This window comes from Duganella violaceipulchra, assembly GCF_019166075.1.
Taxonomy (GTDB): domain Bacteria; phylum Pseudomonadota; class Gammaproteobacteria; order Burkholderiales; family Burkholderiaceae_D; genus Rugamonas; species Rugamonas violaceipulchra.
The window spans coordinates 535209-550165 of the sequence record NZ_JAHTGR010000002.1; the positions used below are offsets into that span (position 1 = coordinate 535209).

The following is a 14957-nucleotide window of genomic DNA, read 5'->3' on the forward strand; positions in this document are numbered from 1 at the left end:
CGCAGGCCAGGGGTCTGACCCGTTCGGGTCAGACCCCACGCTTGAGGGTTCAGTCCTTGGGATGCTCGCGCACGGGAATCGGCGCATTGCACAGTTCAACGTAATGCGGCGTGAATTTGTTCCACGGGCCGCCACGGTTGCGCGCCGCGTCGACCACGTCCTTGTAGATAGCCGCCTCGCTGCGCATCACTTCCAGGTGGCTGCGCTCCGCCTCCGGCACGTCCGCCTCCAGCCGCACCGATTTGATCGGCATGCGGGCCTCGCTGGCGCCGTAGAAGCCCATCGCCTCGCCGCCGCGCGGCAGTCCGGCCAGCAGCGGCATACCCGACACCACCCGGCCCACCAGCGTGATATTGCGGTCCAGGTGGCGCGGCGCGTTGCCGGTGACGGCATACAGCTCGGCGCCGCTGCCGCTGTCGGTGTCGTTGTCGCGGCCCACGCCGACCATGCCGTAACAATGCGCCAGCCAGGTGGTCTTGGCCTTGGGATCGCGCCCGACCGGGAAGCCGTTGGAATGGCCGATCTGCGGCGCGTAGCCGTCGGCGTCCTGCTGGCGCACGAAGTGCTTGTCGTTCGCCATCGGCACCGTGAACTCGCCGGGCACCTTGGCCTTGGCCGATCCCAGCGACTTGGGCTTGGTCTCGGCGTTCGGGTCGCCCCATTGCGCCACATAGTTATCCTGCGAGCGCAGCATGGCCAGGCCATCGAAATAGCCTTCCCTGACCAGCGTCTTGATGTTGGCGGCGCCCTGCGGCGCGAAATCCGGCGCCAGCTCGATCACCACGCGGCCGGTGGGCAGCTCCATGTACAAGGTGTTGTTGGGGTCCAGCGGACGCCAGTCGGACGGCTTGGACAGCTTGACGACGTCGCCGGCGCTGGGCCGGACCGGCAGGTCGGCGGCGTGCGCCAAAGAGGCCAGGCTGATCGCCAGGATGGAGAGGGGAAGGGCGCGGAACGGGTGGGTCAGGGACATCCATTATCTCCTTGGTTGGTCGCGCCTGCTTGTTGCGGACGCTCGGGGGATTGTAAACTGGATATCACCGGTCTGGAAACTTCCGCGACCGGGGCAAGGGTGGTGTATGATTCCGGCGCAGACTTTATGGGAAGAATATGGATTTTATGCAATTTTTTGACATGATCCTTCATGTCGACAAGACACTGGAAGTGCTGATTCAGCAATACGGAACCTTGGTCTATGCCGTGCTGTTCGCGATTATCTTTTGCGAAACCGGGCTGGTGGTGCTGTTCTTCTTCCCGGGCGACACGCTGCTGTTCATCGCCGGCGCCCTGTGCGCATTGGGCGAAATGAATTTGTTCCTGTTGATGCTGCTGTTGATTACCGCGGCCGTCAGCGGCAATACGCTAAATTACTGGATCGGCGAGGCCATCGGGCAGCGCGTGTTCACCCACGATTACCGCTGGCTCAACAAGGAAGCGCTGCGCCGCACCCACGAATTCTTTGAAAAACACGGCGGCAAGACCATCGTAATGGCACGTTTCGTGCCGGTGGTGCGCACCTTCGCCCCGTTCGTGGCCGGCGTGTCGGACATGACCCATGCTCGCTTCCAGATGTACAACATCACCGGCGCCGTGCTGTGGGTGGCGCTGCTGACCACGGCCGGCTACTTCTTCGGCAACATCGCCATCGTGCGCGAGCACCTGACCGAGATCGTGCTGTTCGGCGTCGGCATTGCCGTGGTGCCGATGGCGCTGGGCGGCATGTGGAAGCTGTCGCGCCGCATGCTGGGCCGCTGAGCGTGCCGTTCTGTAAATAAAGTCCTCCAGAAAGGCCCGGCCCGCTCAAGTTTTGCCCAAATGCATCCGTATACCAGTATGTAATTCTTTTCTTCCTGGATACAAATGCGACCTCTCCTCACCCTGATTGCCTGCTGCTGCGTCCTCGCGACCGCTAGCGCTGCAAACGATCCGCTGATTTCGCCTTCGACGAAATCGGCGGTGGGTGGCGCTGCCGGGTCGATCGCGTCCATCCGTCCCAGCAGTCCAGCTTCTTCCAGCGCTTCCGCCACCGGAGCGTCTTCCGTCACCTCTTCGCTGACCCGCAAGATGTCCGAGCGCGAGCGCGAGGCCGAGGCGGAATCCGACCTGTCGGCCAAGATCGCGGCGCGCCTGGCCATCATGCGCGCCAATCAGCAGGCCCGCGCCGCCGCTGCGGCCAAGGCCAGGAAGGTCGCCGCCGCCGCGCCGGTCGTGCCCAAGGTGTACAGCAACCACTGGTCGTACGAGGGCGAGAACGGCCCTGCCAACTGGGGCAGGATCAATCCCGAGTGGGCCAAGTGCGGCACCGGCAACCGCCAGTCGCCGATCGACATCCGCGACGGCATGAAGGTCGAACTGGAACAGATCACCTTCGACTACCATCCCTCTTCGTTCAACGTGACCGACAACGGCCATACGGTGCAGGTCATGCTCGGCAGCGGCAATTTCATCACGGTGAACAACCGCATGTATGAGCTGATCCAGTTCCACTTCCACCGGCCGTCGGAAGAGCGCATCAACGGCAAGGGTTACGAGATGGTGATGCACCTGGTGCACAAGGACGGCGAGGGCAAGCTGGCCGTGCTGGCGCTGCTGCTGGAGCGCGGCAAGCCGCAGCCGGTGATCCAGACAGTGTGGAACAACCTGCCGCTGGAGAAGCTGGAAACGCTGGCGCCATCGACCGTGCTCGATCCGATGGACCTGCTGCCGGCGCGCCGCGACTACTTCACGTTCATGGGATCGCTGACCACGCCGCCGTGTTCCGAGGGCGTGTTGTGGCTGGTGATGAAGGAGCCGGTGCAAGCCTCGCCGGCGCAGATGGCGCTGTTCAGCCGCCTCTATCCATTGAATGCGCGGCCTATCCAGCCGGGTTCCGGCCGCATCATCAAAGAGTCGAACTAAAGACCTGAATTAATCCGCGGTGATGCGGTGGTTGCCGGTCCACGTGGCGCCGGCGGCCAGCTGCTGCTGGTCGATGCGCGCCGGTTCGATGCAGACGAAGCGCAGGTACTCGTCGTCGGCCAGGTCCACCAGCGCCCTGGCGTCGTCCTGGCCCGGATTCCACACCACCCAGTTATCGTAGCCTTGCTGCTCCAGGCGCAGCGTGGCGTTGGCCGTGTTCAGCGTCAGCGTCGGCGTGGACTGGTACAGGCGGTCCAGCTTCTCGGTGAAGTGCAGCGCAGGATGCTCCTGCGTCAGCGTTTCCTGGTGATGGTCGGTGCAGCGCATGTGCTGCAAGCCGCTGATGCTGGTCGCGGCCAGCTGGCCGACGTCGTAGTAGGTGTGCAGCGCGACGCCGAACGGGAAGTCCTGCGCGCCGCTGTTATGCACGGTGAAGCGCGCGTCGAGCGACTCGCCGTGCAGCGTGAAGCGCAGCGTCAGTTCGAAGGCGTGCGGCCAGGCTTGCGCGTGTTCCGGCGCCAGGTCGTTCTGATTCAGGCTGAATTCGAGGAAGGACTGGCCGCCGTCGCCGCCGCTGCCGGTCAGGCGCCAGGTGCTGACGCGGGCGAAGCCGTGGCGCAGGCCGGGGCCGCGCACATTAAACTGCGGGAAGATCACCGGCACGCCGCCACGTATGGCCTTGCTGCCGTCGAGCGGCGTCTGCGCGCTGACGAACAGGCGCTCCTTGCCGTCGCCGGTTTTCCATGACAGCAGGTGGGCGCCGAACAGCGACACCGTCGCCTGGCTGCCGTCGGCCGCCGTGATTTGTACTGCCGGCAGTGCGCCGTATTCCGTGTTGATTATGACAGCCATGTCTCGTCCGTTTTAATTAAGTCAGCCGGTTCTTTGCCAGCGGTGGGTTCTTCGCGAAATAGCGCCGTATGCCCTTGACGATGGCATCGGCCAATTGGTTCTGGTAGCCGTCGTCGAGCAGCTTGGCTTCTTCTTCCGGGTTGGAGATGAAGGCGGTCTCGATCAGGATCGACGGTATGTCCGGCGCCTTCAGCACCGCGAAGCCGGCCTGCTCGACCGAGCCTTTGTGCAGGCGGTTGATGCCGCCGATCTCGCCCAGCACCGACTTGCCCAGCCGCAGCGAATCGTTGATCTGCGCCGTGGTCGACAGGTCCAGCAGCACGCTGGCCAGCTGGCGGTCCTGGGTCTTGACGTTGACGCCGCCGATGGTGTCGGCCAGGTTTTCCTTGTCGGCCAGCCAGCGCGCCGCCGACGAACTGGCGCCTTTTTCCGACAGCACGAACACTGACGAGCCGCGCGCGGTCGGCTGCACGAAGGCGTCCGCGTGGATCGAGACGAACAGGTCGGCCTGCACCTTGCGGGCCTTGTCGACGCGGGTGCCGAGCGGCACGAAGTAGTCGCCGTCGCGCGTGAGCATCACGCGCATATTGGGGAACTCCTCGATCTTGTCCTTCAGGCGCTTGGCGATGGCCAGCACGATGTCCTTCTCGCGGCTGCCGTTCTTGCCCGACGCGCCGGGGTCTTCGCCGCCGTGGCCGGGGTCCAGCACCACGGTCAGCATGCGTATCAGCTTGCCGTTCTTCTCGGCGGTCTTCAGTTCATTCTTCAGTTCCGCGCGCGGCTCGGCCTTGGTGTTGGGCTTGAGCGCTTCCAGTTGCGCCTGCGGCGCGTTGGCGAGGGCCTCGGCTTCGGCGGTTTTTAGCGGAGGCATGTCGCCCTTGGGCGCGCTGCCGGTGGCGGCCGCGCCGGACGGCGGCAGTTTGCCGTCGCTCGACCAGTCGCCTTTTTCGATCATCGCGGCGATCGGGTCGACCGGCTTGACCGGATACAGGTCGAAGATCAGGCGGTGCTTGTAGTTGCCGGCCGGGGCCAGCGTGAACACCTGCGGCGTGACTTCTTCCTTCAGGTCGAACACCAGGCGCACCACGTTGGGCCGGTTCTGGCCCACGCGCACCTGCTTGATGTACGGGTCGTTGGACTGGATCTTGGCAACCAGGCTTTTGAGCGTGGGATTGAGCTCCAGGCCTTCGATGTCGACCACCATGCGTTCCGGGTCTTTGACGATGAAGTGCGTGGCCTTGAGCGCGGCGTCGTTTTCCAGCGTGACGCGGGTGTAGTCCTCGGCCGGCCAGACCCGCACCGCCAGGATCTGCGCGGCGTAGGCGCGGATCGGCGCCACCACGGAAAGCAGCAGCGTGGCGCCGGCCTTGAGGACGGTGCGGCGTGAAACAGGCGGGTTTTTTAAGCCCTTGTTCACATGTTCGGGGCGAATTTGAGGCGTTGAAGGCATGAGTTACCCAGTGCGGTGGACGCCTGCAATTCTACATCACGGCCGTTGCCGGCCACAGTCAGAAACAGGTTGATATCGGCGGCAGGCAGCACGCGGTCGGCCTTTTCGGGCCATTCGACGATGCAGATGTTGTCGCCGTTGAAGTCTTCCCGGAAGCCGGCGTCGAGGAATTCCTCCGGGCTGCCCATGCGGTACAGGTCGAAATGGATCACGCTGACCTTGCGGCCGCCGAGTTGTATCGCATACGGTTCGGACAGGGTGTAGGTCGGGCTCTTGACCGTGCCCACATGGCCGGCGGCGTGCAGCAGGGAGCGGGTGAGGGCGGTCTTGCCGGCCCCCAGGTCGCCGTGCAGGTAGATCACCAGGCCGGGCGCCAAGGCGCGCGCCAGGGCCGTGCCCAGGGCGGCGGTGCCGGCTTCGTCATGGAGATGGGCTTGGAAGTGCTGCATCAATTAGAATGTCGTGTTGGTTGGATCGCCAGCCATTGTAACCGCCACCTGCTACCGATGTCCCTGCCTGTCACCAATTTAGCCGAACTTGCCCTCAGCATCAAGCGCTGGGGTGTAGAGCTGGGCTTCGCCGAAATCCGCATCACCGACATCGACCTCAGCCATGCCGAGGCCGGCCTGCAGGCGTGGCTGGACGCCGGCATGCACGGCGAAATGGACTACATGGCCACCCACGGCATGATGCGCGCCCGTCCGGCAGAGCTGGTGCCGGGCACGGTGCGGGTGATCAGCGCCCGCATGAACTATCTGCCGAGGGACACGGAAACGGGTGGCGACAACGATTGGCGCGCGCGCGAGGAGGCCCGCCTGGCCGATCCCGGCGCCGCTGTGATCTCGGTCTATGCGCGCGGCCGGGACTACCACAAGGTGCTGCGCGCGCGCCTGCAGCAGCTGGCCGACAAGGTCAAGACGGAGATCGGTGAGTTCGGCTACCGCGTCTTCACCGACTCGGCGCCGGTGATGGAACTGCCGCTGGCGGAGAAGGCCGGCCTGGGATGGCGCGGCAAGCACACCTTGCTGCTGTCGCGTACCGCCGGCTCGATGTTCTTCATGGGCGAGTTCCTGGTCGACCTGCCGCTGCCGGTGGACCAGCCGACCGGCAGCCATTGCGGCCAGTGCTCGGCGTGCATCGACATCTGCCCGACCCAGGCCATCCTCGGGCCGGGCAAGCTCGATGCGCGGCGCTGCGTGTCCTACCTGACGATTGAACTGAAAAGCGCAATCCCTTTGGAGATGCGGCCGTTGATCGGCAACCGCGTCTACGGCTGCGACGACTGCCAGACCGCCTGCCCGTGGAACAAGTTCGCGCAGCGCGCGGTGCTGCCGGACTTCGACGAGCGCCATGGCCTGGGCAGCGCCTCGATGGTCGAATTGTTCGCCTGGAGCGAGGAAGAATTCAACCGCAAGTTGGAAGGCAGCCCGATACGCCGCATCGGCCACGAACGCTGGCTGCGCAATATCGCGGTCGGCCTGGGCAACGCGGCGGCGGCCGGCGCCAGGGGCGACGCGGCCATCGTGGCGGCGCTGACGGCGCGTCGCGAGCACCCGTCGGAACTGGTGCGCGAGCACGTCGAATGGGCGCTGGCCTGCCACGCTTGAACTGCGCTACACTCGGGAGTTTCTCTTACAAGGCCCACGTCCATGCACACTTCAACCAGATTCATTGCGCTGCTTGCCGGCGCATCCTTCACGTTGGCCGCGCATGGCGCCAGCTTCGACGACTGGGCCGACAAGGTCGCCAACGCCAAGCTGCGCAACGACCCTGAGCAGGCCACGCAGAAGCAGTACTTCAGCGGCAAGGAGCAGGATCGCCTGGACCGCAAGCTGACGCCGAACTCCATCGTCTACCGCGCCGGCGAAGTGGCCGCCGCCAAGACCGCGCTGGCGCAGCTGGCCAGGATCGACCAGCAGACGCTGACGCCGCAGCAGCGCGCCAGCGCCGCCAGCATCGCCTGGAATTTGCGGGGCACCGTGGATGCCTGGCCTTACGTGGACTACAACTTCGTGTTCAACCAGTTCGGCGGCCTGCATGTGCAGCTGGTGAACTTCCTGACGCAGGCGCACCCGATCCGCAACCAGCGCGACGTGGAAAACTACCTGGTGCGCCTGAAGGCGGTGGCCGGCAAGATGGACACCGGCATCGTGCAGGCGCGCGGCGCGGCCGGTCACGGCATTCTGATGCCGACCTTTTTGACGCAGTCATCGATCGGGCAGCTGGACCGCTTCCTCGACGGCGCGCCGGAGAACAACGTTTTCGTCGCCACGCTGAAGCAGCGCATGAGCGGCTTGAAGGACGTATCGCCGGAACAGCAGGCGAAGTTTGCGGCGGCGGCTGAAGCCATCGTCAAGCAATCGATTATTCCGGTGTTCCAACGGGCCCGCGCGATGCTGCAAGACCAGCTGCCGCGCACCACCAACGACGCCGGCCTGTGGCGCCTGCCGAATGGCGACAAGGCTTACGCGCTGCTGCTCAAGCAGATGACCTCCACCGACTACACGCCGGAGCAGATCCACAATATCGGCTTGCAGGAAGTGGCGCGCATCGAGAAGGAGATGGATGGTCTGCTGGCGTCGCTGGGCTACACTGACGGCGGCATCAAGGAGCGCATGGCCAAGCTGGAAAAGGACTCGCAGCCGAAGGACGCCGATCCGCGTCCGGCGCTGCTGGCGCGCTACGACGGCGTGCTGCGCGACGCCGAGGCGCGCGCGAAAGAACTGTTCGACGTCACGCCGAAAGCGCCGGTGGTGGTCAAGCGCGAGCCGCCGTTCACCGAGAAGACGGCGGCGGCCCACTACACGGGTCCGGCCAAGGACGGCACGCGGCCGGGCATATTCTGGGCGCCGATGCCGGGGCCTGATTTTCGCATCGTCGGCATGCGCACGCTGGTGTATCACGAGGGCGTGCCGGGCCACCACTTCCAGGTCGCGCTGCAGCAGGAGAACGACAAGCTGCCGCGCTACCGGCGCGACCGCGTGTTCGCGGTCGGCTCGGCGTATGGCGAGGGCTGGGCGTTGTACGCGGAGCAGCTGGCGGCGGAGAACAACTGGTACGACGGCGACGTGGTCGGCCATCTGGGTCAGCTGGACGCTGAATTGTTCCGCGCGCGCCGGCTGGTGGTGGACACCGGCCTGCACGCGATGAAGTGGACGCGCCAGCAGGGCATCGACTACGGCATCCCTGCGGCGGAGGTGGAACGCTACGTCGCCATGCCGGGCCAGGCCTGCGCCTACAAGATCGGCATGATGCGCATCCTCGACCTGCGCGCCAAGGCGCAGAAGGCGCTGGGCGAAAAATTCTCGATCAAGGCCTTCCACAACGTGGTGCTGGAGACCGGCAACGTGCCGCTGCCGGTGCTGGAGCAGGTGGTGGACGAGTGGATCGCCGCGCAATAAAACACGGGGGTCAAGTCTGACATTCGGACACGAACTCTGCTGTAGCGCGGCACTACTGAAGAGCTCGTGTCCGAATGTCAGACTTGACCCCGGTTTTATTTTAGCAATCCCGCCAGCTCGACCGCGGTCTTGACCTGCATTTTGTCGAAGATGTGGGCGCGGTGGACTTCGACGGTGCGCATGCTGATGCCCAACTGGTCGGCCACCACCTTGTTCATCTTCCCCGCCAGGATCAGTTCCAGCACCTCGCGCTCGCGCGCCGACAGCGTGGCCAGGCGCGCATGCACCGCCGCCATCGCGCCGGCCTGGCGCGAGTTGGTCATGGCCTCCTGCACCCGGTCCATCAGCTGGTTGTCGTTGAAGGGCTTCTCGAAGAAGTCGAAGGCGCCGCGCTTGAGCGCGTCGACCGCCATCGGCACGTCGCCATGGCCGGTCAGGAAAATCACCGGCATGCGCTGCGTCAGGCCGCGCGCGGACATCTGGTCGAACGCGGCCACGCCGTTCATGTCCGGCATGCGCACGTCGAGCAGCACGCAGTCACCGTCGGCGTCGAACTGGCCGGCCTCGGTGTGCGCCAGCAGCTGCGGCGCCGATTCATACGCGCGCGACGCAATGCCGCGCGAGGTGGCCAGCCAGGTCAGGGAGTCGCGTACGACCGCTTCATCATCGACGATATGCAGCATGCTTCAAGTCTCCTGTTCTGCCGCCGCCAGCACCGCCGGCAGCGTGAAGGTAAATATGGTTCCGCCCTGCGGGTTGGCGCTGTGGGTCAGCGCGCCGCCGTGGAATTCTATCGCGGTGCGGCAGATGTTGAGCCCCATGCCCATGCCTTCCGCCTTGGTCGAGAAGAACGGCGAGAACAAACGCTGCGCCACCTCCTCCGGTATGCCGTGCCCCTGGTCGATCACCGCCACGCTGACCTGCGCATTGGCCGCATCATACGCGGCCACCACGTTGAGCATGCGCCGCTGCGGCGGAATGTGGGCCATCGCCTCGATGGCGTTGCGGGTCAGGTTGAGCAGCACCTGTTCGATCATCACGCGGTCGGCGCGCACCGGCGGCAGGTCGGCGGGGATGCTGGCGCTGAAGGCGACGTAGGCCTGGCGCGCCTGCAGTTCGATCAGCGTGCGGATGCCGTCGAGCAGCGAGGCGATGCCGATCTCCTGCCGCTGCGGCTCGCTCTTCTTGACGAATTCGTGCACGCTGCGGATGATCTGGCCGGCCCGCTGCGCCTGCGCGCTGGCCTGTTCCAGCGCCGGCTTGAGCATGCCGCAATCGACCGGCGCGCCGCTGCTGTCGGCGCGCGCCAGCACATTGAGCGCGCCGGTGGTGTAGCTGGAGATGGCGGCCAGCGGCTGGTTCAGTTCATGCGCCAGCATCGAGGAGATCTCGCCCATGGTCGCCAGGCGCGCGCTCGCCTGCAGCTTCTCGTGCTGCTGGCGGTTCAGTTCCTCGATGCGCTTGCGGTCCGAAATGTCGAGGATGGAGCCCATCCAGCCGGTCTGCTTGCCATCCTTGTCGACCAGCGGCGCCTCGAAGATCAGCACCGGCACGCGTTCGCCGTCGGGACGCTGGAAGATGGTTTCGAACTGCGGCGTGACCTTGCCCGCCAGGACCGAGGCGAAGCGGGTCTGGTACTCGGCCATCGCTTCCGGGGCCCAGTAGGGCATGGGCGGCAGCATGCCGACGATTTCCTCGGCCGGATAGCCGACGATCTGGCAGAAGGCCGGGTTGACGTAGGTGATGCGGCCTTCGAGGTCGCGCGCACGCAGGCCGGTGACCAGCGAATTCTCCATCGCGGTGCGGAACGACATCTGCTGGCGCAGCGCGCCTTCCGCCGCCAGCCGGCGCGAGATGTGGCCCCACAAGGCCACCAGGCTCCATAACAAGCCCAGCGACAGCACGATCACCGAGCCGACCAGCAGGTTGGGCAGCAGCCGCGGCTCGCTCTTGACGCTGTCCGTCACCAGCGTGATGGTGGCGCCGGGCAGGTCCAGCGCGCGCTTGTGGGTGTAGACGCCGTGGCCGGGACCTGCGGCGGCGCGGCGCGCCAGCACCTTGTCGTCGCGGTCGATCAGCGAGACCTGGTTGTCCTGGGCGAACCACCACGGCACCATTTCCTCCAGCAGCGCGCTGGTTTGGTAGGTGGCCACCAGGTCGCCGATGTAGTCGTCGCCGCGAAACAGCGGCACGTGATAGTCCATCAGCACCGCGGCGGGAGCGGCCGACAGGTTGGGTGTTTGTGCTTCCGGCTGGGTGTACAGCGCATGGCGGGTCTTGCGGGCCAGCTCCATGGTGGCCTTGGAAGCTTCCGACAGTTCCACCGGCGCCGCCTGCGGATCGCTGCTGGCAGCCAGGGCGCCGTCCGGCCGCAGCCAGATCACGCGCAGCAGTTCGTGGCCGTTCTTCAGCAGGCGCGCCAGGCGTTCGTGCGTCTGGCCCGGCGGCAGGCGGCCGGCGCTGATCTCGACACCCAATCCGCGCAGGCTTTCCTCGTCGCGCGCCAGCTGGAAGCGGATGGTTTGCTCGACCCACAGTGTGTCGGCGATCAGCTGTTCCTGGCGCTCGTTGCTCTCCATCTGGCGCGCCTGCCACGGTAGCCAGATCAGGATCGCCAGGAAGAACAGCACCAGCACGATGGGCAGCAGCCAGCGCAGCGAAGAGCTGTAGTGGGCGCGGCGCGGCGGGATGTTGGCTGGCGTGGCGGTCATGGACACTCAGGTTAAAGCCTTGGAGTGGCGGCACCATTGTGGTTATCCACAGTTGCGCCCCTTGTCACTATTGGTAAAAATCGGTCAAACTAGAACAATACTGCATTTTAAATCCCTTCTGGAGACTCCATGAAATTGAAATCCGTTCTACTGGCCCTGAGCGTCGCTCTGAGCTTCAATGCCTACGCGCAGGCGCCTATCGTCATCAAATTCAGCCACGTGGTCGCCACCGATACGCCGAAAGGCCAGGCCGCCGAGCGTTTCAAGCAGTTGGCCGAGAAGGCCACCAATGGCCGCGTCAAGGTCGAAGTCTATCCAAACAGCCAGCTGTACAAGGACAAGGAAGAACTGGAAGCGCTGCAGCTGGGCGCCGTGCAGATGCTGGCGCCGTCGCTGGCCAAGTTCGGCCCGCTGGGCGTGAAGGAATTCGAAGCGTTCGACCTGCCGTACATCTTCCCGTCGAAGACCGCGCTGTACAACGTCACCGAAGGCGAAATCGGCAAGAGCCTGATGAAGAAGCTGGAACCGAAGGGCATCATCGGCCTGGCGTTCTGGGACAATGGCTTCAAGGTCATGTCGGCCAACAGGCCGCTGCATAACGTGGCCGACTTCAAGGGCCTGAAGATGCGCATCCAGTCGTCCAAGGTGCTGGACGCGCAGATGCGTGCGCTGGGCGCCAACCCGCAGGTGCTGGCCTTCTCCGAGGTGTATCAGGCGCTGCAAACCGGCGTGGTCGACGGCACCGAGAATCCGCCATCGAATATGTACACCCAGAAGATGCACGAAGTGCAGAAGTATGTGACGGTGTCCAACCACGGTTACCTGGGCTATGCGGTGATCGTCAACAAGAAGTTCTGGGACGGTTTGCCGGCCGATATCCGCAGCGCGCTGGACAAGGCGATGAAGGATGCCACCACGTTTGAAAAAGCCATCGCCCAGCGCGACAACGACCTGGCGCTGGAAGCGATCAAGAAAGCCGGCAAGACCGAGATCTACACGCCTAGCGTGAAAGAGCAGGCAGACTGGCGCAAGGCGCTGCTGCCGGTGCAGAAGGATATGGAAGGCCGTATCGGCAAGGACCTGATCTCGGCGATCAACAAGGAAGCGGCTAAATAATTTAGCTCGTTTCAAATGAAAAAAAGCCCCGTGTGCGCTATGCGACGCTCAAGATCGTCGCAAGGCCACACGGGGCTTTTTTTTAGTTACATCAGGCCCATCGCCTTCGGCAGCCACAGCGACAGTCCCGGCCAGTAGGTGACGATCACCAGGAACACCAGCATGGTGAGCAGCCACGGCATCACGGCCACGGTCAGCTCGGAGATGCTCATCTTCGAGATGCCGCTGGCCACGTACAGGTTCAGGCCGACCGGCGGGTGGCACAGGCCCACTTCCATGTTGGCGTCGATCATGATGCCGAAGTGGACGGCGTCGATGCCCAGGCGGATCGCGGCAGGGTGCAGGATGGGCGCCATCACCAGGATGATGGACGACGGCTCCATCACGTTACCGGCCAGCAGCAGCAGTATGTTGGTGAAGAACAGGAAGCCGGCCTGGCCCAGGTCCTTGGCCAAAATCCAGTCCGCCATCGCCTGCGGGATGTTCTCGTGCGCCATCAGGAAGGAGAACAGCACGGCGTTGGTGATGATGTACAGCAGCATCGCGCTCAGGCTGGCCGACTTCTTCAGCACTTCCGGCGTTTTCTTCAGCGGCATGTCCTTGTAGACGAACACCGAAATGATGAAGGAGTACACCGCGCTCATCGCCGCCGCCTCGGTCGGCGTGAAGATGCCCTTGGTGATGCCGCCGATGATGATCACCACCAGCATCAGGCCCCACACGCTGTCCTTGAAGGCCTTGCCGCGCTCGCCCCAGGTGGCTTTGCGCATGCGCGGATAGCCGTTCTTCTTGGCCAGCACCCAGGTGGTGGTGCACAGCATCACCGTCAGCAGGATGCCGGGGAACAGGCCGGCCAGGAACAGCGCGCCGATCGAGGTGTTGGTGGAAATGGCGTAGATCACTTTCGGGATCGACGGCAGCATCAGGATGCCCAGCGAGCCGGCGGTGATGATGACGCCGGCGCCGAAGCGTTTCGGATAACCCTGCTTGACCATGGCCGGCAGGATGATCGAGCCGATCGCCACCACCGTCGCCACCGACGAGCCGCACACCAGCGCGAACATGGCGCAGGCGATGATGCCGGCCAGCGCCAGGCCGCCGTGCCAGTGGCCGATCAGGCTGGTGGCGAACTTGATCATGCGCTTGGCCACGCCGCCGTGGGTCAGGAAGTTACCGGCCAGGATGAACAGCGGAATGGCCATGATCTCGAACTTTTCGATGCCGCTGAACAGCTTGAGCGCCACCGCCTCGACCGGCACGTGGGTCAGCAGGTACATGAACATCAGCACCGTCAGGCCGAGCGCGATCGAGACCGGGATGCCGGTCAACATCAGCGCCAGCAGCAGCGCGAACACGATGCCGACCTTGCCGCCGATGACGCACACCGACAGCAGGATGGCGGCGATGCCGATCAGCCACGCGGCCGCGCGCTGCTTGGACATCACATTGACTGAAGTGAGTGCTGCGCCGCTCATTTGGCACCTCCGTGGGCTGGGGTTGGGTGGGCGACGGCGAACATGTCGTCGTCCTCGGCGTCGTCCAGGCCATCGACCTGCGTCTCGTCCTGGTGCGGCATCTCGCCGGTGCGCCAGTAGACCAGCGACACCTGGATGAAGCGGAAGCACATCAGGTAGGAGCCCATCGGCACCACCGAGTAGATGAACCAGGTCGGCCATTCGAGGTCGGGCGTGGTCGGGCCTTCGGTCAGCGCGCTGATATCCAGGCCGAGCTTGTTGAACAGGGCGTAGTGCAGGCCGTTATCCCACACGAAGGACAGGCCCAGGGTGCCGATGATGCCGGTGAACAGCATGCCGCAAGCCAGCGCGACGTAGGTGGCGCGGCGGCGCCAGGCGTCCGGCAGGCGGCTGACCAGCACGTCGACGCCGACGTGGACGCCCATGCGCACGCCGTAGGCCGCGCCGAACTTGGCCATCCACACGAACATGATGATGGCCAGCTCCTGCGCCCACTCGAAGTGCAGCGACAGCAGGTAGTCCTGGACGCCGGGAATGGGCAGGCCGGTGCCGTAGCGGTGCACCACGGACAGGAAAATGATCAGGGTGGCGCCTGCCATCAGGAAGGTGATGATCCACTCCTCCAGATGATCCAGTAGTTTTGCGAGCATGATTGGTCTCAAGGTTTTGTTGATGTCGGGAAATCCGCCATTTTCGCCTAAATTATAATTTTGTTGGGAGGAAAGCAATGAGGGGTACTACTAGGTCTTTTGGCAATTTCAAGCCCAATACCACAACTTTCTTGATATGCGTCAGATTTGTTTCATGTTTAAAGCAAGGGTGTCATCGGGCCGAAAAAAAAGGAGAAAAAGCGAAATAGATACGTTATGATTGCGTCGCTCTCAGGGATAACTGCATATCAATATGCGACCCGGTAGCAAGAGCCCAGAATTGTAGGTGGGGAGTGTGTAGAGAAACGGTACTGAATACCGGCAAAAGATCGAGGAGACCACGTTTTACAGAATGTCGTTGTTATAGTCGCTGAAGGCCGCCACAAGCGCGCTACGGGGACAGG

Annotated in this window: 13 protein-coding genes; 5 read left to right on the forward strand and 8 right to left on the reverse strand. The window is 64.2% G+C overall.

Translation table 11 applies throughout. From position 1 onward, the window contains the following. Positions 1-49 precede the first annotated feature (49 nt). Positions 50-973, reverse strand: a complete 924-nt coding sequence (locus tag KVP70_RS05375; protein WP_217941038.1) for a peptidylprolyl isomerase — start codon at positions 971-973, stop codon at positions 50-52. 137 nt (positions 974-1110) lie between these two features. Here KVP70_RS05375 and KVP70_RS05380 point away from each other — a divergent pair, with 137 nt between their 5' ends. Beyond that, positions 1111-1755 carry a VTT domain-containing protein gene (locus KVP70_RS05380; protein WP_217941039.1) on the forward strand — a complete coding sequence of 215 codons (645 nt, stop codon included), beginning with the start codon at positions 1111-1113 and terminating at the stop codon, positions 1753-1755. A 105-nt stretch (positions 1756-1860) separates the two neighbouring features. After that, positions 1861-2898: a carbonic anhydrase gene (locus KVP70_RS05385; RefSeq protein ID WP_217941040.1), complete on the forward strand. Its 1038-nt coding sequence runs from the start codon at positions 1861-1863 to the stop codon at positions 2896-2898. A gap of 9 nt (positions 2899-2907) precedes the next feature. Here the strand turns inward: KVP70_RS05385 and KVP70_RS05390 are convergent, their stop codons facing one another. Genes KVP70_RS05390 through tsaE form a run of 3 tightly spaced genes read right to left on the reverse strand, consistent with a single transcriptional unit; the run spans position 2908 to position 5649 of the window. After that, positions 2908-3750 (reverse strand): D-hexose-6-phosphate mutarotase, encoded by an 843-nt coding sequence (locus KVP70_RS05390; protein ID WP_217941041.1) that lies wholly within the window; start codon positions 3748-3750, stop codon positions 2908-2910. Positions 3751-3766: 16 nt separating this feature from the next. After that, a complete protein-coding gene (locus tag KVP70_RS05395; protein WP_217941042.1) occupies positions 3767-5200 on the reverse strand; it encodes an N-acetylmuramoyl-L-alanine amidase in 1434 nt (477 codons plus the stop codon). Next, on the reverse strand, positions 5164-5649 hold the full coding sequence (gene tsaE, locus KVP70_RS05400) for a tRNA (adenosine(37)-N6)-threonylcarbamoyltransferase complex ATPase subunit type 1 TsaE (RefSeq protein WP_217941043.1): 486 nt from the start codon (positions 5647-5649) through the stop codon (positions 5164-5166). Before tsaE ends, KVP70_RS05395 begins: the two co-directional genes overlap by 37 nt. A gap of 57 nt (positions 5650-5706) precedes the next feature. Here tsaE and queG point away from each other — a divergent pair, with 57 nt between their 5' ends. Then, entirely contained in the window at positions 5707-6807 is a 1101-nt protein-coding gene (gene queG, locus KVP70_RS05405) for a tRNA epoxyqueuosine(34) reductase QueG (protein ID WP_217941044.1), read from the forward strand. Positions 6808-6849: 42 nt separating this feature from the next. Beyond that, on the forward strand, positions 6850-8601 hold the full coding sequence (locus tag KVP70_RS05410; RefSeq protein WP_217941045.1) for a DUF885 domain-containing protein: 1752 nt from the start codon (positions 6850-6852) through the stop codon (positions 8599-8601). Positions 8602-8696: 95 nt separating this feature from the next. Here KVP70_RS05410 and KVP70_RS05415 read toward each other — a convergent pair whose 3' ends face one another. Further along, positions 8697-9284 (reverse strand): response regulator transcription factor, encoded by a 588-nt coding sequence (locus tag KVP70_RS05415; RefSeq protein WP_217941046.1) that lies wholly within the window; start codon positions 9282-9284, stop codon positions 8697-8699. 3 nt (positions 9285-9287) lie between these two features. Continuing rightward, positions 9288-11312: a two-component system sensor histidine kinase NtrB gene (locus KVP70_RS05420; protein ID WP_217941047.1), complete on the reverse strand. Its 2025-nt coding sequence runs from the start codon at positions 11310-11312 to the stop codon at positions 9288-9290. A gap of 129 nt (positions 11313-11441) precedes the next feature. Between KVP70_RS05420 and KVP70_RS05425 the strand changes: the two genes are divergently transcribed. Continuing rightward, positions 11442-12428: a TRAP transporter substrate-binding protein gene (locus KVP70_RS05425; protein ID WP_217941048.1), complete on the forward strand. Its 987-nt coding sequence runs from the start codon at positions 11442-11444 to the stop codon at positions 12426-12428. Between the two features lie 86 nt (positions 12429-12514). Here the strand turns inward: KVP70_RS05425 and KVP70_RS05430 are convergent, their stop codons facing one another. Next, complete coding sequence (locus tag KVP70_RS05430; RefSeq protein ID WP_255575776.1) at positions 12515-13903, reverse strand: TRAP transporter large permease; 1389 nt, start codon at positions 13901-13903, stop codon at positions 12515-12517. Then, positions 13900-14553 (reverse strand): TRAP transporter small permease, encoded by a 654-nt coding sequence (locus tag KVP70_RS05435; RefSeq protein ID WP_217941049.1) that lies wholly within the window; start codon positions 14551-14553, stop codon positions 13900-13902. Before KVP70_RS05435 ends, KVP70_RS05430 begins: the two co-directional genes overlap by 4 nt. Positions 14554-14957: the final 404 nt, after the last annotated feature.